Source organism: Pandoraea communis (assembly GCF_902459745.1).
GTDB lineage: Bacteria > Pseudomonadota > Gammaproteobacteria > Burkholderiales > Burkholderiaceae > Pandoraea > Pandoraea communis.
Genome location: NZ_CABPSJ010000004.1, coordinates 448,546 through 470,290, shown reverse-complemented (window position 1 = coordinate 470,290; position 21,745 = coordinate 448,546). Strand labels below are relative to the sequence as shown.

Annotated in this window: 18 protein-coding genes; 13 read left to right on the top strand and 5 right to left on the bottom strand. The window is 65.0% G+C overall.

Annotated elements, in window-relative coordinates; all coding sequences use genetic code 11:
• The first annotated feature begins 27 nt into the window (after positions 1-27).
• The gene (locus PCO31110_RS16825; RefSeq protein WP_150690927.1) at positions 28-1,593 is read left to right on the top strand and encodes a class I adenylate-forming enzyme family protein; all 1,566 of its coding nucleotides are present in this window, start codon (positions 28-30) and stop codon (positions 1,591-1,593) included.
• A gap of 27 nt (positions 1,594-1,620) precedes the next feature.
• Here PCO31110_RS16825 and xerD read toward each other — a convergent pair whose 3' ends face one another.
• Together xerD and queG are read right to left on the bottom strand one after the other, a co-directional pair.
• Complete coding sequence (gene xerD / locus PCO31110_RS16820) at positions 1,621-2,508, bottom strand: site-specific tyrosine recombinase XerD (protein ID WP_051126374.1); 888 nt, start codon at positions 2,506-2,508, stop codon at positions 1,621-1,623.
• A 200-nt stretch (positions 2,509-2,708) separates the two neighbouring features.
• Positions 2,709-3,965 (bottom strand): tRNA epoxyqueuosine(34) reductase QueG, encoded by a 1,257-nt coding sequence (gene queG / locus PCO31110_RS16815; RefSeq protein ID WP_081636309.1) that lies wholly within the window; start codon positions 3,963-3,965, stop codon positions 2,709-2,711.
• Between the two features lie 8 nt (positions 3,966-3,973).
• Between queG and tsaE the strand changes: the two genes are divergently transcribed.
• Positions 3,974-4,498 (top strand): tRNA (adenosine(37)-N6)-threonylcarbamoyltransferase complex ATPase subunit type 1 TsaE, encoded by a 525-nt coding sequence (tsaE, locus tag PCO31110_RS16810; protein WP_010807156.1) that lies wholly within the window; start codon positions 3,974-3,976, stop codon positions 4,496-4,498.
• Positions 4,480-5,958, top strand: coding sequence for an N-acetylmuramoyl-L-alanine amidase (locus PCO31110_RS16805; RefSeq protein WP_150690926.1), 1,479 nt, complete (start codon positions 4,480-4,482; stop codon positions 5,956-5,958). Before tsaE ends, PCO31110_RS16805 begins: the two co-directional genes overlap by 19 nt.
• A gap of 86 nt (positions 5,959-6,044) precedes the next feature.
• Here PCO31110_RS16805 and PCO31110_RS16800 read toward each other — a convergent pair whose 3' ends face one another.
• Complete coding sequence (locus tag PCO31110_RS16800) at positions 6,045-6,713, bottom strand: VTT domain-containing protein (RefSeq protein ID WP_150690925.1); 669 nt, start codon at positions 6,711-6,713, stop codon at positions 6,045-6,047.
• Positions 6,714-6,954: 241 nt separating this feature from the next.
• Between PCO31110_RS16800 and mutL the strand changes: the two genes are divergently transcribed.
• From mutL to PCO31110_RS16755, 9 genes are all read left to right on the top strand, one after another.
• Positions 6,955-9,024: a DNA mismatch repair endonuclease MutL gene (gene mutL, locus PCO31110_RS16795; protein ID WP_370855836.1), complete on the top strand. Its 2,070-nt coding sequence runs from the start codon at positions 6,955-6,957 to the stop codon at positions 9,022-9,024.
• Positions 9,025-9,031: 7 nt separating this feature from the next.
• Positions 9,032-9,979 carry a tRNA (adenosine(37)-N6)-dimethylallyltransferase MiaA gene (gene miaA, locus PCO31110_RS16790; RefSeq protein ID WP_150690924.1) on the top strand — a complete coding sequence of 316 codons (948 nt, stop codon included), beginning with the start codon at positions 9,032-9,034 and terminating at the stop codon, positions 9,977-9,979.
• 253 nt (positions 9,980-10,232) lie between these two features.
• Positions 10,233-11,108, top strand: coding sequence for an ABC transporter permease (locus PCO31110_RS16785; RefSeq protein WP_246189870.1), 876 nt, complete (start codon positions 10,233-10,235; stop codon positions 11,106-11,108).
• A 1-nt stretch (position 11,109) separates the two neighbouring features.
• The gene (locus PCO31110_RS16780; RefSeq protein WP_150690923.1) at positions 11,110-12,162 is read left to right on the top strand and encodes an ABC transporter ATP-binding protein; all 1,053 of its coding nucleotides are present in this window, start codon (positions 11,110-11,112) and stop codon (positions 12,160-12,162) included.
• 65 nt (positions 12,163-12,227) lie between these two features.
• A complete protein-coding gene (locus PCO31110_RS16775; protein WP_150690922.1) occupies positions 12,228-13,292 on the top strand; it encodes an extracellular solute-binding protein in 1,065 nt (354 codons plus the stop codon).
• A gap of 26 nt (positions 13,293-13,318) precedes the next feature.
• Positions 13,319-14,230, top strand: a complete 912-nt coding sequence (locus PCO31110_RS16770; protein WP_246189869.1) for an ABC transporter permease — start codon at positions 13,319-13,321, stop codon at positions 14,228-14,230.
• Between the two features lie 121 nt (positions 14,231-14,351).
• Complete coding sequence (locus tag PCO31110_RS16765; RefSeq protein WP_150690921.1) at positions 14,352-15,548, top strand: M24 family metallopeptidase; 1,197 nt, start codon at positions 14,352-14,354, stop codon at positions 15,546-15,548.
• Positions 15,549-15,622: 74 nt separating this feature from the next.
• Positions 15,623-16,864 (top strand): metal-dependent hydrolase family protein, encoded by a 1,242-nt coding sequence (locus PCO31110_RS16760; protein WP_150690920.1) that lies wholly within the window; start codon positions 15,623-15,625, stop codon positions 16,862-16,864.
• A gap of 52 nt (positions 16,865-16,916) precedes the next feature.
• Positions 16,917-17,831, top strand: a complete 915-nt coding sequence (locus PCO31110_RS16755; RefSeq protein WP_010807167.1) for a LysR substrate-binding domain-containing protein — start codon at positions 16,917-16,919, stop codon at positions 17,829-17,831.
• 21 nt (positions 17,832-17,852) lie between these two features.
• On the opposite strand, the gene PCO31110_RS16750 is transcribed toward PCO31110_RS16755, so the two are convergent.
• Positions 17,853-18,734: a LysR family transcriptional regulator gene (locus PCO31110_RS16750; protein ID WP_150690919.1), complete on the bottom strand. Its 882-nt coding sequence runs from the start codon at positions 18,732-18,734 to the stop codon at positions 17,853-17,855.
• A 182-nt stretch (positions 18,735-18,916) separates the two neighbouring features.
• Here PCO31110_RS16750 and PCO31110_RS16745 point away from each other — a divergent pair, with 182 nt between their 5' ends.
• A complete protein-coding gene (locus PCO31110_RS16745) occupies positions 18,917-20,494 on the top strand; it encodes an MFS transporter (RefSeq protein WP_150690918.1) in 1,578 nt (525 codons plus the stop codon).
• A gap of 99 nt (positions 20,495-20,593) precedes the next feature.
• Here the strand turns inward: PCO31110_RS16745 and purM are convergent, their stop codons facing one another.
• On the bottom strand, positions 20,594-21,640 hold the full coding sequence (gene purM, locus PCO31110_RS16740; protein ID WP_010807170.1) for a phosphoribosylformylglycinamidine cyclo-ligase: 1,047 nt from the start codon (positions 21,638-21,640) through the stop codon (positions 20,594-20,596).
• Positions 21,641-21,745 lie beyond the last annotated feature (105 nt).

Below are 21,745 nucleotides of genomic sequence, written 5' to 3'. Positions count from 1 at the left end.
TGACGGCCCCCGCATTACAATGCGGTCATGTCTACCCCTCTCGACACCCCGCTTCAGGACACCTTCGCGGCCACGCTGCTCGCGAATCTGCCCGCACGCATCGACACCCTGCCCGCGCGCATTGCCGCGCAAACGCCCGGCCGCATCGCCCTGATCGACGACTTCCGCCGTCTGACCTACGGCGAACTGGCGAGCGCGGTTGCCGCCAGCGCCGAGCGTCTGCGCGCGCATGGCGTGCGGGGCGGCGACCGCGTGATGATCGTCGGTGAGAACGGCATCGCCTACGTGGTACTGCTGCTCGCCGTCGCATCGCTTGACGCCTGGCCGCTGCTGAGCAACGCGCGGCTCTCGCCGACGGAGTTGAGCGTGATCCGCGATCACGCGCGCCCGCGCTGCACCGTCTACACGATCGACGCGTCCCCCGACGCTGCCGCTCACGCCCGGGCGGATGCCGCCAAGGTCGTCTGGACCGAACTCGCACTGGGAGCCATGGCGGCGTCCGACGTCAATCCCGACAGTCTCGCCGAACCGGTGCAAGCCGACCCGGCGGCGCAATGCGCGGCGCTCATCTACACCACGGGCACGACGGGCACGCCCAAGGGCGTTCGCCTCTCGCATCGCAATCTGATGTTTATCGCGGCAGTATCCAGCACGCTGCGACGCGTCGGTGCCGACGATATCGCTTACGGTGTGCTGCCGATCTCGCACGTCTATGGCCTGACGTCGGTGTGTCTCGGCACGCTGTACGCCGGCGGCACGCTGCGCCTTGCTGCGCGCTTCACCCCCGAGGCCGTGCTCGACTCGCTCGCTCACGATGGACTGACGATCCTGCAAGGCGTGCCCGCCATGCACGCCCGCCTGATGGCCTACGTGGCAATGCAAGGCGCCTCGCTCATCGCGCCGCGTCTGCGCTTCGTCTACTCGGGGGGCTCACCGCTCGACGCCGCGCTCAAGGCGCGTGTCGAAGCGTTCTACGGCCTGCCGATTCACAACGGCTACGGGCTGACCGAATGCAGTCCGACCGTCTCGCAAACGCTGCTCGATGCCCCGCGCGACGATTGTGCAGTTGGCCCCGCGATCCCCGGTGTGACGGTACGCATCGTGGGTCATGACGGTCAGGATCTGTCCGACGGCGAAGTGGGCGAACTCTGGGTACGCGGCCCGAACGTGATGCTCGGCTACTACCGCGCGCCGGAACTCACGGCCGCGACCGTGACGGCAGACGGCTGGTTGCGTACCGGCGATCTTGCCCGTCGCGCCGCCGACGGTGCGCTCTTCCTCGTCGGACGCGCCAAGGAAATCATCATCCACTCCGGGTTCAACGTCTACCCGCTCGAAGTCGAGCAGGCGCTGGCGAGCCATCCGGATGTGCTTCAGGCCGCAGTGCTCGGCCGCCCCGAAGAAGGTAACGAGCAGATCATTGCGTTTGTGGAAGCGCGCCCGAGCCATACCATCGACGTGGCATCGCTGGCCGCATGGGCTGCGACGCGCCTTGCCCCGTACAAGCGTCCGGCGCAGATTCGTGTGCTGGACACCCTGCCCGCAGCGTCAACGGGCAAGGTGCTCAAGCACAAGCTCAAAGCGCTGTTTTGATGGCGCGGCATCCCCCGCGCAGGACGATCACCCTCTCGGATGATGCTGCGCGTGCAGCGATTTGAGGCGCTCGCGCGCGACGTGCGTATAAATCTGCGTGGTGGAAATATCGGAGTGCCCGAGCAGCAACTGCACCACGCGCAGATCGGCGCCGTGATTGATCAGATGGGTCGCAAATGCGTGCCGAAGCGTGTGCGGTGAGAGCGGTGCACGAATATCGGCCTGCGACGCATAACGTTTGATCAGATACCAAAACGCCTGCCGTGTCATGCCCTCGCCGCGTTGCGTGACGAACAACGTGTCGCAGGCGCGGCCGCCCAGCAGCACACCACGGCTCTCGGCCAGATAGCGCGTGAGCCAGCCATTGGCCTCTTCGCCGAACGGCACCAGCCGCTCCTTCGCCCCCTTGCCGAAAATGCGCAGCACCCCTTCGTTCAATCCCACTTCGATGGTCTTGAGCGAGACCAGCTCCGACACGCGCAGACCGCTCGCGTACATCAACTCGAGCATGGCGCGATCGCGCAACCCGAGCGGCTGCGTCAGATCGGGCGCAGCCAGCAGGGCTTCGACCTGTGCTTCGGATAACGTCGAGGGCAGTCGCTGCGCGCGCTTGGCCGACGCGATGCGCAAGCACGGGTCCTGCTGCACGATGTGTTCGCGCAAGGCCCACTGATAGAAGCGCTTGAAGACCGACAGACGGCGGTTCATGCTGCTCGCCAGACTATCGCGGCGCCACGCCAGATAGGCGGAGAGCGCCGCCTCGTCCACGCCATCGAGTGCGGTCTCGCGCTTGGCCGCCAGCCACTCTGCGAAGAGACGCAAATCACGGCGGTAGGCATCGAGCGTATTGCGCGAGAGCCCATCTTCGAGCCAGATCGTGTCGCAAAACGGGTCGATGAGCGCGATGCTGCGCACGAACGCGGCGCTGTCGGGATCGAATTCGAGCGGGGATGACGAGGCGCCGGCACGGCCGTGAGCGGCGTCGAGCGCCGCCTGTTCGAATGGTTCGTCGGCGTCGTCGAACGTGTCGAAACCGGCATCGCTCGCGCGATCGTTCACGTTGTCGATCTCGTCGCTCGTTGCGACGGTACCGGCCGATTGGCGTGCTCGCGTGCTCAAACCGTGACTCCTTCCTGGGCCAGCGCCCATTCGACATGTTCGCGCACGAGCGCAGAGGGATGATCACGCCGGGCCAGCAAGGCGTCGCGCAGGGGGATGCGCTCGCCGATGTCCGCCGTCTCGCGCAACGCGTTGCCGAGCCCGACGGCCAGATTGCGTAGCCATCGTTCATGACCGATGCGACGAATCGGGCTGCCCGCCAGCTTATCCATGAAATCCGTTTCGCTCCACGCAAAGAGTTCGACGAGCGAGGCGCAGTCGAGCCGGTTGCGGGGGGCGAAATCGGTCAGCGGCGACGGCTGGGCAAACTTGTTCCACGGGCAGTAGAGTTGGCAATCGTCGCACCCGTAGATGCGATTGCCCATCTTCGCTCGCAGGCCCTCGGGAATCGCGCCCTTGTGCTCAATGGTCAGATACGAGATGCACAAGCGCGCATCGACACGGAACGCTTCGGTAATTGCGCCTGTCGGGCAGACATCCCGGCATCGCTGACACTGCCCGCAGTGTTCGCCGCGTTGCATGCCGCGCTCGCCTTCGTTCGGCGCCATCGCGTCATCGACATCCACCGGCAAGGGGATGTCGACAAAGATTTCGCCGAGAAAGAAGAGCGAACCGGCGTCGCGCGAAAGCAGCAGCGTGTGCTTGCCGCGCCAGCCTAGCCCTGCCTTCTGCGCGAGTTCGACTTCAAGCACCGGCGCCGAATCGGTGAACGCGCGGTAGCCGAACGGCCCAACGGCCTGCGCAATGCGATCGGCCAGTTGTTGCAGCCGGTTGCGCATGACCTTGTGATAGTCGCGTCCGCGAGCGTAGACCGAGACGACCGCCTCGGCGGGCATTGCCGCACGCGCCGCTTCGCGCTGACGCCAACTCGCCGTATCGGTATCGCTTGGGAGATAGTTCATGCGCGCGCTGATGACGCGCACCGTGCCGGGAACCAGTTCGGCAGGCCGAGCGCGCTTCATGCCATGCGCGGCCATGTAGTCCATATCGCCGTGACAGCCGTCGTCGAGCCACTGTTGCAGGCCCGCTTCGGCATGCACGAGGTCGGTGTCCGTGATGCCGACCTTGCCGAAACCGAGCTCGCCCGCCCACGCACGAATCTGGTTGGCAAGGGCGTTCAGGCGCTCGGCATCGAGCGCCTGAGGCGTCGCATTGTCGCGCGAGGGAGACACTTCCGAGGGAGTCGGAAGCGCCGATAGCTCGACTTGTGCGGCGGTAGCGGGGAAAATCACGGAAGCTTTCATTGACTCCATTTTACGCAATGCCCGATCCATCGACGCCGTCACCGCTGGGCGAGCGCGTCTTCGCGCTGCCGGACGAAGCCGCCACCGAGGCCTTCGCTGCGGCGCTTGCGCGCGCCGTTTTGGCGCGCATGGCACACACCGACACCGCGCACGCGGGCCTGCATGTGCAGCTCTCGGGCGATCTCGGCGCGGGAAAAACCACACTCGTACGTGCGCTCCTGCGTGCGCTGGGCCACACGGGGCGCGTCAAAAGCCCCACGTACGCGCTGTGTGAACCATACAACATCGACACACCACAAGGCGTGCTGCCGGTCTATCATTTCGATCTATACCGCTTCGCCGATCCGGCCGAATGGCATGACACGGGCTTTCGCGAGCACTTTGCAGGCGACGCCCTGTGCCTCGTCGAGTGGCCGGAGAAAGCCGAAGGTCTCCTGGGCACCCCCGATTTGAGCCTTTGGCTGGAACCTGTTGGCAATAGCCGCCGTCTGACAACGAGCGCCTATACGCCAGCCGGTCTTGCTTGTCTGAACTCATGCTGATCAAACGCTTCGCCCGTACCGACGACGCTTCATCGCCCAATGCCGGCCGCCGCCGCGCACTGCGCGCCGGCGCATCGACACTGATTCTCGCCCTCACCGGCCCCCGCCTCGCGTTCGCCAATGCCATCGTGGCGGTACGTGTCTGGCCGGCCAGGGACTACACACGCGTCACGCTCGAGACCGACAACCCGGTCAAGTTCCAGCAGCAACTGATGGAGAGTCCGAACCGCTTCGTCATCGATCTCGACGAAGTGGATCTGAATCCGGCGCTGCGCGACCTCGTCTCGAAGATTCAGCCGAACGACCCGCAAATCATGCAGGTGCGCGTGGGGCAGTTCAAACCCGGCGTCGTGCGCATGGTCTTCGACCTGAAGGCCGGCGTGAAACCGCAGTCCTTCACGTTGCCGCCGGTCGCGGGCTACAAGTACCGCACCGTGTTCGATCTGTATCCGGCCGTCGAACCCGATCCGCTCATGGAACTGCTTGCCAAGTCCGGCCACAAGGCCGAAGCCTTGGCGCAAAACACGCCTCCCGCCTCGTCCGCACCGCGTTCATCGGGTGCAGGCACACCGAGTACGGAAGAAAGCGAAGCGTTCTTCCAGCGTTATGCACAGCGCGAACAAGGGCCGCGCCCTTCGCGCGCGGCGCCCACGCCGGCACCGGACAAGACACCGCCGCTCGCCCAGCGCAAGGACGACGATGACGACGGTCTGTCCACGCCGCTGCCGTCGCGTGGCCCGAAAACGGCGCGCCTGCTTACCATCGCCCTCGACCCCGGCCACGGCGGGGAAGACCCGGGTGCCATCGGCGGCAGCGGCACGTACGAAAAAGTGGTGGTGTTGCAGATCGCAAAGCGGCTGCGCGAGAAGATCGACGCTCAGCCCAACATGCGCGCGATGATGACCCGCGATGCGGACTTTTTCGTGCCGCTGGGCGTGCGCGTGCAGAAGGCCCGCCGGGTGGACGCCGATCTGTTCATGTCGATTCATGCCGACGCGTTCACGTCGCCATCCGCGAACGGTGCGTCGGTATTCGCGCTATCCGAGCGCGGTGCGACGAGTGCGACGGCACGTCTGCTGGAAAAGACGCAAAACGCGTCGGACCTGATCGGCGGCGTCAATATCAAGACCAACGACCGCGCCGTGGCGCACGCGCTGCTCGATATGTCGACGACCGCGCAGATTCGCGACAGCAAGGTGTTCGGTTCGGCATTGCTCGCCGAGATCGGCACGGTTGCGGACCGGCTGCACAGCAAGAACGTCGAACAGGCTTCCTTCGCGGTGCTCAAGGCGCCGGATATCCCCTCGGTGCTGGTCGAGACAGCCTTCATCAGCAACCCCAAGGAAGAGCAACATCTGAATGACCCCGCGTATCAGGAACGGCTCGCCAACGCACTCCTCAAGGGCATCAAGGCTTACTTCGCCAAGAATCCGCCCATCGCGAAAAATCGTACAGCCTGATCGTCGGCCACAAACCACGCCCCAAATGAAAATGGCGCGACCCGGTAACGGGACGCGCCATTTTCATTGACCCGGCAGGGTCGAGCTTACTCGCTCTGGCCCGGCGCCACGCCGCGGCGACCGCGCGTGAAGAGCTTCCAGAGGGCGCCGAGGGCAATCGGCACCACAGCCGCCGAGATTCCGACCAGCACGATGATGTTCAGATACTGCTTGACGACAGGCAGGTTGCCGAACAGATAGCCGCCTCCCACGAGCAACACCACCCAGATCAGTGCACCGACCAGGTTATAGAGTTGGAAGCGCGTCCACGACATGGCCGACACGCCCGCCACGAACGGGGCGAACGTGCGCACAACCGGCACGAAACGCGCCATCACGATGGTCTTGCCGCCGTGGTGCTCGTAGAAGTCATGCGTCTTGCGCAGCGCGTCGCGATCGAGAAAACGCCAGTTCTTCTCGTACACGCGCGGCCCAATCTTCGAGCCGATCCAGAAGTTCAGCGTATTACCGCTCACGGCGGCGATGAAGAGCAGCACGCCGAGCAGCCACGGATCCATTGCACCGGTGGCGGCGAAGGCGCCGCCGATGAACAGCAGGGAATCGCCCGGGAGGAACGGAAAGAGCACCAATCCTGTTTCCACGAACACAATCATGAACAGGAACAGATACACCCAGTTTCCGTACTGATCGATGAACACCCCCAGGTGTTTATCGATGTGGAGCACCATCTCCAGCAATTGCAACAGAGTATCCAAGACGATTCCTCAAGATAAAGGACGCCGGCCCGTCCCCGCGGGCGCACGACGAATCGCATCATACCAGCGCAGACGTCGGGCGTCGTTAAGTCCCCGTGACAGCCGGCCTCGGCCTGCCAAGGGCGCGCCGATCGCCCGCCCTGCGCCCTTGACCATTCCCATGATGGGAGACAATCGCATTTTGATGGGTATTGCAGGCTGAAACGTCGATCGACTTATGTCTTTGAGGGCAACCTTTATAATGGTTCCCATGTCTGCCACTCCGACCTCCGCCTCTGCGGCGCAAGACCTGGGCGCCGCGCCCGGCGACGCCAGCACCGACGCCCCCGTGCGCCGCCCCGGCCCCATGCCGGCGGGCCTCGCACCGGCTCGCGCCATCCGTGTCCTCCCCGATCAGTTGATCAGCCAGATCGCCGCTGGCGAGGTGGTGGAGCGCCCGGCGTCTGTCGTCAAGGAATTGCTCGAAAACGCACTCGACGCGGGCGCGCGAGCCCTCCAGATCAAGCTGGAGGAAGGCGGCGTGCGCCGCATCGCGATTACCGACGACGGCGGCGGCATGTCCGCCGAGCAATTGCCGCTCGCGCTCACCCGTCACGCGACCAGCAAGATCCGCACGCTCGACGAACTGGAGTCGGTGCTCACGCTCGGTTTTCGGGGGGAAGCGCTCGCCTCGATCGCGTCGGTCGCTCAGCTCACCCTGTCGAGCCGCCAGACCGATGCCCCGCATGCGACCGCTATCGACGGCAATACGGGCGCGCTGACGCCCGCAGCCGGCCCCGTGGGCACAACGGTCGACGTGCGCGACCTGTACTTCAATACCCCTGCACGTCGCAAATTCCTGAAGACCGAGCAAACCGAATTCGGCCATTGCATGGACGTCATTCGACGCAGCGCCCTGGCGCGGCCGGACGTCGGCTTCTCGATCCTGCACAACAACCGGGCGGTAGAGCACTGGAACGCCTCGGACGCCGCCACGCGTGTCTCGCGCGTGCTCGGCAACGATTTCGCCGATGCCCACCTCGCGCTCGACGAAGGCGCGGCCGAGTTGCGCCTGACCGGTTTCGTCGGTCTGCCGACGGCCAGCCGGGGCCGCGCCGACCAGCAGTTCTTCTTCGTGAACGGCCGCTTCGTTCGCGACAAGCTGCTCACTCACGCGGTGCGCGCCGCGTACGAGGACGTGCTTCACGGCGACCGCTATCCTGCTTACGTGCTGTATTTCGAATTGCCACCGCAGTTGGTCGACGTGAACGTTCACCCGTCGAAGATCGAAGTGCGATTTCGCGATGCGCGTAGCGTCCACCAGTTCGTGTTCCACGCCGTGCAACGCGCACTGGCGCGCGCGGCGGGCAGCGGTGGCGCAACGCACGCGGCGCATCTGAGCGAAGGCGGCGGTCTCGCCGCCGGGCCGGGTGCCGCCGGTGGCGGCAGCGGAAGTGGCTTCATGGCCGCGCGTCCGGCGGCGGGCTTCGGCACACCGGGCGGCAGCAGTTGGAATCCGCGCATGCAGCAGGGTTCTCTGCCGATGGCGCAACCGCTGTCCGTCTACGACAACCTGTTCGGGCGTGCCGCACCGCCCGCGCCGCGTCCGTATGGTCAGCCGGGCGTCACCGATGCGCCCTCGCCCCCTTACGGCACCGCCGGTGCGACGCAAGACGGCGCGGCGCCGGGCGGCGGGCCCGAGGCATTGCCTGCGAGCGCCGGCGCCGCCCCCGACGCCATGTCGCTGGAGCATCCGCTCGGCTTCGCGCTCGGTCAGTTGCACGGCATCTACATCCTCTCGCAGAACGCTCACGGTCTCGTGCTGGTCGATATGCACGCGGCGCACGAGCGCATTCTGTACGAACGCTTCAAGCAGGCCCTGGTAGAGCGCAGCGTGCCGGTGCAGCCGCTGCTCATTCCGGTGACGTTCTTCGCTGACCCGGTGGAAATCGGCACGACCGAAGAGCATCAGGAGACGCTCACCGCACTCGGCTTCGACCTCGCCGCCGTGTCGCCGACCACGCTCGCCGTGCGCGCCATTCCCGCGCTGCTCGACGGTGCCGATGCGCAAGCGCTCGCGCGTGCCGTGCTGGCCGACCTGCGTCAGTACGGTGGCTCGCGTGTGCTCACGGAGCGCCAGCACGAATTGCTGGGCACGCTCGCGTGCCACACGGCCGTGCGTGCCAACCGGCGTCTCACCCACGAGGAAATGAACGCCCTGCTGCGACAGATGGAAGCCACCGAACGCGCCGATCAATGTAACCACGGCCGCCCCACCTGGTACCAGCTCACGCTCGGCGACCTCGACAAGTTGTTCATGCGCGGACGTTGAGCGGTTCATGAAGGCAAATCCCCCGATCGTCTGTCTGCTGGGCCCGACGGCCTCCGGCAAGACGGCCGCCGCCCTCGCGCTGGCGCAAGACACACCGCTTGAGATCATCAGCGTCGACTCCGCCCTCGTCTATCGCGAGATGGATATCGGCACGGCCAAGCCGAGCGCCGCCGAGCGGGCCACCGTGCCGCATCACCTGATCGATATCATCGATCCGCGCGACGCCTATTCCGCCGCACAATTCCGCGAAGACACGCTGCGGCTTGTCGATGAAATCGCCGCACGCGGCCATCGTCCGCTGCTCGTCGGCGGCACAATGCTGTACTACAAGGCGCTCACGCAAGGCCTCTCGCCGTTGCCGTCGGCCAACGCCGAAGTGCGCGCCAGACTGGACGAAGACGCCGCCCGCGAAGGCTGGCCCGCGATGCATGAACGGCTCGCCGGCGTTGACCCCGTGACGGCCGCGCGCCTCGCGCCGAACGACTCGCAACGCATTCAGCGCGCGCTGGAGATTTTCGAACTGTCGGGCAAACCCATGTCGCAGTGGCTGGCCGAACAGGCGCAGACACCCGACACGCCTTCGGCCCACACATTCGTGCCGGTGGCACTGGAGCCGGGCGACCGTTCAGTGCTCCACACACGCATTGCCGAACGCTTTCGTCTGATGCTCACGGCCGGTTTCGTCGAAGAAGTCGAACGCCTGCGCGCGCGCGGCGATCTCGATCCAGGGTTGCCGTCGATGCGCTGCGTCGGCTATCGCCAAGTGTGGGAATACCTCGACGGCGAGATCGACTACGACACCATGCGTGACAAGGGCATCTTCGCCACGCGTCAGTTGTGCAAGCGTCAGCTCACATGGCTGCGCTCGATGCCCGAGCGCCACATCGTCGACTGCACTGCCACCGACGCCGCGCAACGTGCCCTCGCCACGGTGCGCGCCCTCTGGCGCCCCTGAGCACCGCCATCGATGCTTCGCTGCCGCAGCGGCGAAGCGTCCATCCACGCTTCATCACACACGTCGCGCCCGCCTCGCACCAGTCGAAACCTGCGCCGAGCATGCGTCGAACGCGCCCCCGACGCCGCACCCGCCTCCGTTGAAACCCTGACAGCTTTTCGGTTTGCACGATGATTTTGATATGCTAATTTGCATATCAACGTTTCGATCAATGCAAATTTGCATCGAATCCACGATACCGGAATGAACGCCAATGACGCAGACGTCGATGGAGCCGAGTGGGGTGACGGGTAATGTGCTGAGGCTGCCGGCAGGCGGACCACGGCGCTTGCCGGTCGCGAAATGGGCGGTGCGCGCAGGGGTCACGCTGATCTACCTGTTCATGCTCAGCCCGCTGATCTTCGTCGTCTGGCTGAGCTTCTTCAAGGACGCGATCATCACGTTCCCGCCGAGCGGCTATACGGTGTCGTGGTATCTGAATGCGTGGCGCAACGCCGCGTTCGCCAACGGTTTCCTGCTGTCGCTGCAACTCGCTGCCTGCGCCGCCGTTGGGGGTGTGATCCTCGGTGTGGCCGCCTCTCTCGCCCTCGCGCGATATCGCTTTCCGGGCCGCCGCACGCTGGGCAATGTGTTGCTGTTACCGCTCGTGGTGCCGGGCATCGTCGCGGGCATTGCCACTTACCTCTTCTATCTGCGCGCGGAGAACACCCTCGACGTGGACATCGTCGGCACCTTCGGCGGCCTTGTGGTCGCGCACATCTGCCTGACCATTCCGTGGACGATGCGCCTCGTGGGCGCGAGTCTCGCGCAGATCGACGACACCATCGAAGAAGCCGCCCGCAACCTCGGCGCCGGCCCGTGGCGCACGTTCTGGCGCGTCACGCTGCCGATGTTGCGACCGGCCATCGTGGCGTCCGTGTTGTTCAGCTTCATCGTGTCATTCGAGAACCTCGAACTCACACTGCCGCTCGTCGGGCCCGGTAAAACCACGCTGCCCATCGCGATCATGCAATACCTCGAATTCAACCTCGACCCGACGATTGCAGCGGTCTCCGCCGCGCAGATCGTGTTGCTCGGCATCGTCATGCTGATCACCGATCGCTTCGTCAAACTCAGCCAGGTGATCTGACATGGCCAACGTTTCCCTTCGCGGACTGCGCAAGCAATACGGCAATGCCGCTGCCGTGGCGGACTTCTCTCTGGAGATTGCCGAAGGCGAACTCGTCGCGTTCCTCGGCCCGAGCGGCTGCGGCAAGACCACGACGCTGCGCATGGTTGCAGGCTTCGTCGAGCCGACGGCCGGCGAGATCTGGATCGGCGGCAAAGAGGTCTCGCGCCTGCCGCCGAATCGCCGCAACACCGGCATGGTATTCCAGCGTTACGCGCTTTTCCCCCACATGACGGTGGCCGAGAACGTGGCGTTCGGGCTCGAGATGCGACACGTGTCGAGCGCAGAGCGCACCACGCGCATTCGTGAAGCGCTCGACATGGTGCGTCTCACGCCGCTGGCGGATCGCTACCCGCGCCAGCTCTCCGGCGGTCAGCAGCAACGTGTGGCGATCGCGCGAGCCCTCGCCATCCGTCCCGATGTCTTCTTGCTCGACGAACCGCTCTCCAATCTCGACGCCAAGCTGCGCACCGAAGTCCGCGAAGAGATCCGCGCATTGCAACGCCGGCTGGGACTCACGACGATCTTCGTGACACACGATCAGGAAGAAGCCCTGGCGATTGCCGATCGTCTGGCCGTCATGCACGACGGCTGCGTGCAGCAGATCGGCACCGCCGATGCGCTCTATGAACGTCCGGCCAATCCCTTCGTGGCGAACTTCCTCGGCAAGATGAATTTTCTCGCGGGCCGGATGACGGATGGCCACTTTGTGACCGCGAAGGGGGAACACCTGGCGTTGGCGACCGCCTCGCCGGATGCCACCACCCTCGGCATCCGTCCCGAACGCCTGCGCCTGACCGACACGCCCGCGCCGGACGAAACGGCCTTGCCGGTCACGGTCGATCAGACGATCTACCTGGGCTCCACGCTCGAACTGCGTCTGAAGAGCCCCCAAGGCGAGATGCTCGTGGCACACGTGCAAAACACCGCACGCGACGACGCGGGCCGTTATGCCCCCGGCCGTGCGCTCAAAGCCTGTTTCGCAAGTACCGACTGCCTGTTTTTCAACGCCTGACGACACCGCCTCACTCACCCCTTGCCTCGGCCTATGAACTGGCCAACGTTTTGAAGGATGACGACATGACGCACGCCCTGAATCGCCGCACGTTTCTGAAGACCGCTTCCGGTCTGGTGATCGCTCCCGCGCTAGGCCTCGACGCGCTCTCGGCGCAGGCGGCCGATGCGTGCCCGAACGTGGTCGTCGGCACCTGGGGCGGCGACTATCTGAATCTGCTTGAGCAAAACATCGGCAAGCCGATCATCGAAGCCGCAGGCGGCAAGGTCACTTACGACTCGGCCGATCAGGTCGCGCGCATGACCAAGCTGCGCGCCGAGAAAGCCTCGCGTCGCGGCTCGCTCGACGTGGCGTGTCTGGCCGATCTCGATATGTACGACATCAACCGCTCGGGCATTCTCGAACCCGTCGATGCGAAGCTCGTGCCGAACCTTGCCAACACGCTCGAAACGCTGCGCCGTCCGTACTCGATTCCGCATATCTTCAGCGCAATGGTGATCGTGTACAACCCGGAAAAGCTCGGCACGAAGCCCGACTCGTTCATGGCTGCGCTCGACCCCAAACTCAAGGGTAAGGTCGGCTTCTCCGACATTCTCTACAACTTCAACGTGGTGAGCAGTTCGCTCGCCGCAGGCCATAAAAACGGCGATACCGCCGGGGGCATGCAGTTCTTGCGCGAGTTGCGCAAGTCGCAGCAACCGAAGGTCTATCCGTCGAACGAAGCGGTGGCCTCTGCGCTCAAGAGCGGCGACATCTGGTTCACCTGCATGTGGAAGGCCCGCGCACTGCAATGGAAGAAGGCCGGCGTGCCCATCGATTATGTCGTTCCCAAGGAAGGCGCGGTGCCGGTGACGTTCGAAGCCGCGGTGCCCAAGAACTCGCAGTCCAAGCCGTGCGGCTTCAACTACCTGAACGCGATGCTCGACCCGCGCGCGCAGATCGGTTTCGCGGAGACGATGGGCTACGCGCCTACCGTGAAGAACGCGAATCTGCCGCCGTCGCTGCAACAGAGTGTGGGCTTCACGAATGCCGAACTCGACCGGATGGTCAAGCTCGACTATGCGAAATTCACCGCCGACAAGCCCGCGCTGCTCGACTTCTGGAACAAGGAATTCAAGGTGGGGCTGTGAACGTTGCCGACACTCCCGAGCCCGCGATGACCTCGCATCCGCCGTCCTCCCGAGCCGCCCAGGCCGCCACCGCACGCGCGGTGCGCGGTGCATTCACGGGCGGCTCGCTCGCCGCGCCGGCCACGCTTGTCGTGTTGCTCGTCATCGTGTTGCCCGGCCTGCAACTGGTGCGCTACAGCTTCAACCGGTTCGATCCCGTCGACATGATGCAGGCGGCACTGACCGGCGCGAACTATCTCAAGTTCTTCACCGATCCGTACTACCTGTCGGTGTTGTGGACGACGATCAAGGTCGCCTCGCTATGTACCGCGCTCGCGCTCGTGTTCGGCTTTCCCGTCGCGTACGTGCTCGCCCGCACGCAAAGCCGCTTCAAGAGCCTGCTCGTGATGCTGCTGGTCTTCCCGCTGCTTGTCGGCAACGTGGTGCGCGCGGCCGGGTGGATGGTCATGCTCGGCAACGCCGGATTCATCAACTCGTTGCTCGTGTCGTTGGGCATCGTGCCGCAACCGATTCGCCTGCTCTACACCCCGTTCGCGGTTGTCGTAGGCACCACGGCCGTGGTGCTGCCCTACATGATCCTCACGTTGCAGAGCGTGCTCGAAGGCATGGACTTTTCCGTCGAGGAAGCCGCGCGCAATCTGGGGGCGACATTCCGGCAGACGCTCACACGCGTGATTCTGCCGATGGCGGCGCCGGGCATCGCGGCAGGCACCATGCTCGTGTTCATTCTCTGCATGAATGCCTATGCCACGCCCGTGCTGCTCGGCGGCACCGGCATCACGATGATGACGCCCTCGATCTACGACCAGATCGCGAAGGCGAACAACTGGCCGTTCGGCGCGGTGCTCTCCATCGTGTCGATGGTCGTGACGTTCGCACTGGCCATCGCCTCGCACTGGGTCATCCACCGCCGTTATGCGAAGACGATGATGACCTGAGTTCCCCGACTGCGCTTGCCGCCCCGTGCGCCCAGCCGGCCCCGCTCGTATCTCGCCCGCGCCGTGCGTCGCGCCTGCGCTCCCTGAGATTGCGCAACATTTTGCAGACAAGGATTTCGCCATGCCGACACTCTCTCACGCCACACGCCAGTACCGTCGCAGTCTGATGAACGAGTTGATGGACCGCACTCGCGTCGATGCGCTCGTGTTTACCGCCGCAGACTTCTTCCAGTGGGCCACGAACTTTCACGTGGACGTGCAGACATGGGAGCGCCCGATTGCCATTTGCGTGCCGCGTAACGGCGAGCCTTTCGCGGTAATGAACGAACTGTCCACGCACCATCTGATGATGGCCCGCGAACGTGGCCATCTCTGGCTCGATCTCGATCTCGTCACGCTCTACGCCGAGCATCCGCGTGTGACGCAACGCCAGCCGCTGCTCGCCGACGTTCCCGCCCTGATCGCCGATACGCTGCGTGCTGCCGGTCTCGCCGGCTCGCGCATCGGTGTCGACGCGGCCGGTGGTCCGCTCGGGCGCGCCGGTGCGTTGCTGCCCGACGCGAAACTCGTGCCGATGCTCGCCGAGATGCGCGCGCTGCGCTGGGTCAAGCACGAAGAGGAAATCGCCGTCATGCGCGCGGCTGCCGAACTGGCCGACTGGGTGCAAGACCGCTATCGCGAAAACATTCGTCCGGGGCGTCTCGTGCAGGAACTCGATTATGCGATGGCCGCACTGATGGTCACCGAAGGCGCGAAGCGCTTTCCCGGCGAAAACCTCGAAGTCATGCGCTGCTGGACACTCTCCGGACCTGCCTCGGCCTCGCCGCACGGCGACGGCGCATCGTGCGGCGCGCGCATCGGCGCGGGCGACGGCATGGTCAACATCGTGATCCCGCGCCTGAACGGTCTCGTCATCGAGAACGAACGCACATGGTTCTGCGGCAAGCCGTCGAGCGAGCAGGCACGTTTCTATGAGGTCGCGCGTGCGGCCAATGAAGCCGCCGTGAACGCCGCCGTGACCGGAAAACCCGTGTCCGGCATCGACGCCGCCGCGCAGGCCGTCATCGAGAAGGCCGGTTGCGGCGAGTACATCCGTCATCGCACGGGACACGGCATGGGCATCATCGGCCACGAGTACCCGGACGACATGGCGTTCAATCATCGTCCGCTGCTGGCCAACGAAGTCTATTCGGCAGAGCCGGGCATCTATGTCTACGGCCTCGGCGGCTTCCGTCTGGACGACTCGGTCGTCACCGGCGACACCCCCGTGATGCTGACCAACACGCCGCGCACGCTCGCCCACGCCACGATCGATTGAGCATAAGACACGTTTGCCGGCCAGGCTGAGTGGCCTGAGTGGCAGACCAGACACATCATCCCGGAGGAGAGGTCATGGAGTCGATTCTGTTGTCGAATTGCGCGTTGCTCGACCCGGTCAAGGGCGAGCTGCGCGAAGACCACGCTGTTCTGATCGAGGACGGCCGCATCAAGGAAGTGTCCGACAAACCGATTCGCGCCCAGTCCGCGCGCGAGATCGACGCGCACGGACGCACCGTCATGCCGGGCCTGATCGATCTGCATGTGCACGTTCACGCCACGCAACTCAATCTCGCCGCGCAAGCGCATCTTCCGAACGTGCTCGTCACGCTCAAGTCGGTGCCGATACTGCAAGGCATGTTGCGTCGCGGCTTCACTACCGTACGCGATGCGGGCGGTGCGGGGTACGCCATCAAACAAGCGGTCGACAGCGGTCTGGCCGAAGGACCGCGCCTGTTCGTGTCGGGCCGCGCGATCAGTCAGACCGGCGGACACGGCGACGGACGCCCACGCACCGACTACATCGGCACCGACGGCCCCTGCCCGTGCTGCGTGCGCGTGGGCGCCCTGTCGCGCGTGGCCGACGGCGTCGATGAAGTGCGCCGTGCCGTGCGCGAAGAACTTCAGATGGGGGCCGACCAGATCAAGATCATGGCCTCGGGCGGCGTGGCGTCGCCCACCGATCCCGTCGGGGCGTGGGGCTATTCCGAAGACGAGATTCGCGCCATCGTCGCCGAAGCGCGCGCACGGGGCACCTATGTGCTCGCACATGCCTACACGGCGCAAGCCATCGAGCGCGCCGTGCGTTGCGGCGTGCGCACCATCGAGCACGGCAATCTCGTCGACGCCCCGACTGCGCGCTACATGGCCAGCCAGGGCGCTTACGTGGTGCCCACGCTGGTGACCTACGACGCCCTCGCCAACGAAGGCAAGTCGCTCGGTCTGCCAGACGATAGCGTGGCGAAGATCGCCGATGTGCATGCGGCCGGGCTGCGCTCGCTGGAGATCTTCCGCGAAGCGGGTGTGAAGATGGGATACGGCTCGGATCTGCTGGGCGAGTCGCAGCGCCTGCAAAGCGACGAATTCCGTTTGCGCGCCGAGGTGCTCTCCCCGGCGGAGATTCTGCGAAGCGCCACGGTCGTCGGCGCCGAGGTGCTCGGCCAGTCCGGGCAGTTGGGCGAGATCTTGCCCGGTGCGCACGCCGATGTGCTGATCGTCGACGGCAATCCGCTTGCGTCGCTGGACTGCCTGCTCGGTCAGGGGGAGCGGATTCCGATGGTAATGAAGGGCGGTAGAATCCACGCTTTCGCGCTGTAAGGCGAGTGCCGCACGCGGTGCGGCACAAGCGCAAACCTTCCGTGGAGAATCGATGGATTTCCGGCACATCGACGCCTTTCGGGCGCTGATGCTCACGCGCACGACCACCAAAGCGGCACAGGTGCTCGGCACGTCGCAGTCTGCGGTCAGCCGTCTCGTGGCCGATCTCGAACGCTCGACGCGTCTCACGCTGTTCGATCGCGCGCGCGGCCGGCTCGAGCCCACGGCCAAAGCATTCGCGCTCTTCGAGGAAGTCGAGCGCCGCTACGCCGGGCTCGATAACATCCGTGAATTCGCGCTCAATCTGCGCAACCCCGATAAGGCCGTCATTCGCGTGGGGTCCGTGCTGTCGTTCGGCCTCGGCTTCTTCGCGCGCGTGATGGCCGGCTACCGGGCGCTGCATCCGAGCGTGCAACTCGCGCTGACCACGGGCGCGTCGGATCTCATTCGCGATCAGGTCGTCGCGCACCAACTCGCGCTAGGTCTCGTGACCAACACCATCGATGTCGCCGCAACCGACGCCGTCTCGTTCGCCAAGCTCGACGCGATTTGCGCCCTGCCATCGGGCCATGCGCTCGCCCGCAAGAAAGTGATCCGTCTGGCCGATCTGAAAGGGCAGCCGATTCTGTCGTACGAGCCGACCGACATGGTGCGCTGGGGCATGGATCAGCTCTTCGCGGACGGCAACCTCCATCAGCAGGTCGTCGCCACGGCGCGTTATTCCGTCAATATCGGCACGATGGTCAAAGAGAACGTCGGCATCGGCTTGCTGCACCCGGTGTCCGCCTATGATTTTCTCGACTCCGATCTCGTGTTGCGCCGCTTCGAGCCGTCGATGCCGTTTCACACGCTGCGCATCACGCCGCGCGCCGCCGCCCCCAACGCGCAACTCGACGACCTCGTGCGGATGATGGAGACCACGCTCGAGGATGTCATGCGTGCCGTCGAAGCCCGCATGAAGCGCTGACGCAAGGCCAGCGCCTTCTCCCTACAGCATCCGGTCGCACATGAAGTCGACGAACACCCGCAGCTTGGGCGAGAGGTGACGGCTCGACGGCCAAAGCATCCAGAACTGGCCGGGGTTTTCCAGATAGTCGCCGAGAAACACCTGAAGGTCGCCTGCGGCAAGCGCGTCGCGCGCGAGAAAGTCAGGCATGTACGCGATGCCCAGCCCGTGCGTCGTTGCACTCAATAACGCTTCCATGTTGTTGCATGTGAGGTGGGTGTGCAGCTTGGGCTCGCGCGTCACCTCGGACACGAACGCCCAAGGCTGCAACTTTCCCGACGTCGGAAACCGAAAGCGGATGCATGCGTGCGTTTCGAGATCGCTTGGGGTTTGCGGCGTGCCATGCCACGCGAGATAGGCGGGCGACGCACTCAGCACGAAACGAAACGGCCCCGCACGACGCGACATGAGCGTCGAGTCCGGTAAGTCGCCACTGCGAATGACTACGTCCAGACCGCCTTCGATCAGATCGACGATGCGGTCGTCGAAATCCAGATCGAGCTCGACGTCCGGGTACTTTTCGGTGAACGCCGGCAGCAACGGCATCACAAACCGGTAAGCCGTGACAGGCAGCCCGACGCGCAATTTGCCGCGCGGCGTCTGCGATACCTGCGAGAGCATGGCGCGCGCGTCGGCCAGTTCGTCGAGCACTCGCCGGCAGCGCTCGTAATACAGTTGGCCCGCCTCCGTCAGATTCACGCGTCGCGTACTGCGCTGGAAAAGCCGCACACCGAGTGTCGCTTCGAGCCGTGCAATCTGCTTGCCGATCGCCGACGCCGACACCCCCATCGCCCGCCCCGCCGCCACGAAACTCAACGCCTCGGCCGCGCTCACGAACGCAGAGATTTCCGCCAGATTGTCCATCGTCACGCGCTCCTGTGCAGTTCGCCGCCCATCATCAATTACGGAATTTTATTCCTTAATCCACGAACCTATCGGCTCTTTATTTTGCATTGACGATTTTTTAGCATGTATGACGCGACGTCGGCCAACGTTCCCTTTCCACTTCCGACACGCGTCAGCGCGTCTTCATCAGGACTTTTTCCATGTCGAACAAGGCTTCCCGGCTCCCGCCGCACGCGGGCGCCTCGTTGCGCCGCCGTCTGCTGGGCCTCTTTTCCGTGTGTCTCGCCGCAGTACTCCTGCCCATGAGCTTCTCGGGCGGTGCGGTTGCCACACCGGCCATCGGTGCGGCATTGCATGGCAGCGCGCTCGAGATGCGCTGGATCACCAGCGCCTTCATGCTGGCGTTCGGCGGCTGTCTGATGGCCGCCGGCGCGTGCGCCGATGCGTTTGGGCGCAAACGCATCTTCCTGCTGGGTGTGGGGTGCTTGCTGCTCACATCACTGGCGCTCGCCATGTCCCGCACCGCGCTCGGTGTCGACTGGCTCCGCGCATTGCAAGGCGTGGCGGCGGCGGCAACGCTCGCAGGCGGTGGCGCCTCGCTGGCGCAGGATTTCGACGGACACGCCCGTGCGCGCGCCTACGGTCTGCTGGGCACGACCTTCGGCGCGGGTCTGGCTTTCGGGCCGTTACTCGCCGGGACGCTCATCGCGCACTTCGGCTGGCAAGGGGTGTTTATCGCCACCGCAGCCGTCGCAACGCTCGCGCTGGGCATCGGCATGTGCGGCGTGCGCGAATCGCGCGATGCGTCAGCAGCAGGGCTCGACTGGCCCGGAACGCTGTCCTTCACCGGTGCGCTCTCGTGCTTCACCTACGGCGCGATTCAGGCGCCTGCGCTCGGGGCAACGGCGCCGGAGGTCGTCGCCGCGCTTGTGCTCGCGGTGATGTTGGCCTTCGCGTTCGTCGTCATCGAACGGCGCGTGGCGCATCCGATGCTCGACCTGTCGCTCTTTCGCTACGTGCGTTTCATCGGCGTACAGATGCTGCCCATCGCCACGTGCTGTTGCTACATCGTGCTGCTGGTGTTGCTTCCTCTGCGCTTCATCGGCGTGCATGGCGACAGCGAGGTCGTGGCCGGCTTGCGCATGATGGCCTTGTCGCTGCCGGTGCTCGTGGTGCCCTTCATCGCCACGCAGTTGGCGCGACGCATGCCCGCAGGCGTGCTGTGCAGTACGGGGTTGGTGCTGGCCGCAGCGGGTCTGGCGTGGCTGGCACGCACGGCCGGCTCGCCGGAGGCGGGCGTGTTGAGTCCCTCTCTGTGGCCTATGCTGCTGATCGGCGCCGGAAGCGCGATACCGTGGGGCCTGATGGACGGGCTGTCGGTGAGTGTCGTGCCGACGGATCGCGCAGGCATGGCCATGGGCATTTTCAATACGACGCGTGTGGCCAGTGAAGGCGTGGCGCTCGCCATCGTGGGCGCCGTGTTGATTGCCATGATCGGCACACAACTGCCCGACCTGCATGGCACGGTGACGTCCGACGTGGCACGTGCGGCCATCAATCGACTCGTCGCGGGGGATCTGCATGGGGCAGCGACAAGCGTCCCGGCTTGGGGCGAGGCAGCATTACGTAGTGCTTACGAACGCGCTTTCGCGACCTTGCTCGACGGGCTCGCGATCGTCACCCTGCTGTGCGCCGCCGTCGTGTTGGCCTGCCTCAGCGGCAAACCGCGCACCCACGCCGCCGATCTGGATGAGTCGGCCGACACGGCCCTGCGCTGACCTCGCTTGCGCGCGTCAAAAAGAAAAGCCCGCCGAGGCAATCCCCGGCGGGCTTTCAGTGCATTCCTAATGCCGGAAGGGCATCGCCCTCCCTATGTCTTACGACACGATCGTTTGCGCCTCGCCTTCCTTGCGCTCGCGGATCGTGCCCAAACGATAGACCGTCTCGCCCGACGCTTCGAGGTGCTTGACGGCCGCATCGGCGTCGGCCGCCGACACGATGACCGCCATACCGATGCCACAGTTGAAGACGCGGTGCATTTCGGCGTCGGCCACCTTGCCGTGCGCTTGCAGCCACTGGAACAGCGGCGGCAGCGTCCAGGCGTCCTTCGAGATGTCGGCCGTCAGATTGTCTTGCAGTACGCGCGGGATGTTCTCGACGATACCGCCGCCCGTGATGTGGGCCATGCCCTTGACCGGCAGCGTCTGCATCAGCGCCAGCAGGGGCTTGACGTAAATACGTGTGGGCGCCATCAGCACGTCACGCAACGGTTGGCCGTGGAAGTCGGCGTCCAGATCCGGCTTGGCGACTTCGATGATCTTGCGAACCAGCGAATAGCCGTTCGAGTGCGCGCCCGACGAAGCCAGGCCCAGCACCACGTCGCCCGGCACGATGGTCGTGCCGTCGATGATCTTGCTCTTCTCGACCGCGCCGACCGCAAAACCGGCCAGATCGTACTCGCCGTCCGGGTACATGCTCGGCATTTCCGCCGTCTCGCCGCCGATCAGCGCGCAACCGGCCAGTTCGCAGCCCTGGGCGATGCCCTTGACGACGGTCGCAGCCGTGGCCACGTCCAGCTTGCCGCAGGCAAAGTAGTCGAGGAAGAACAGCGGTTCGGCGCCCTGCACCAGAATGTCGTTCACGCTCATGGCGACCAGATCCTGGCCGACCGTGTCGTGCTTGTTCAGCGTGAAGGCCAGCTTGAGCTTGGTGCCCACGCCGTCGGTCCCCGAAACGAGTACCGGCTCCTTGTAGCGCTTGGGCACTTCGAACAGCGCGCCAAAGCCGCCGATGCCTCCCAGCACGCCGTCGCGCAGGGTTTTCTTGGCAAACGGCTTGATCGCTTCGACCAATGCGTCGCCCGCTTCGATGTCGACGCCAGCGTCGCGATAGGAAAGGCCGGAAGTTTCGTTAGGGTGTGACATGACGGGAATGCATCAAGGTTCGGTAAAATGCGATTTTACCCGATGCGCGTGTCCTTTCGGCACGCAAACCGGATATCGGACGCCGGCGAAGGCCGTCGTGCCCTG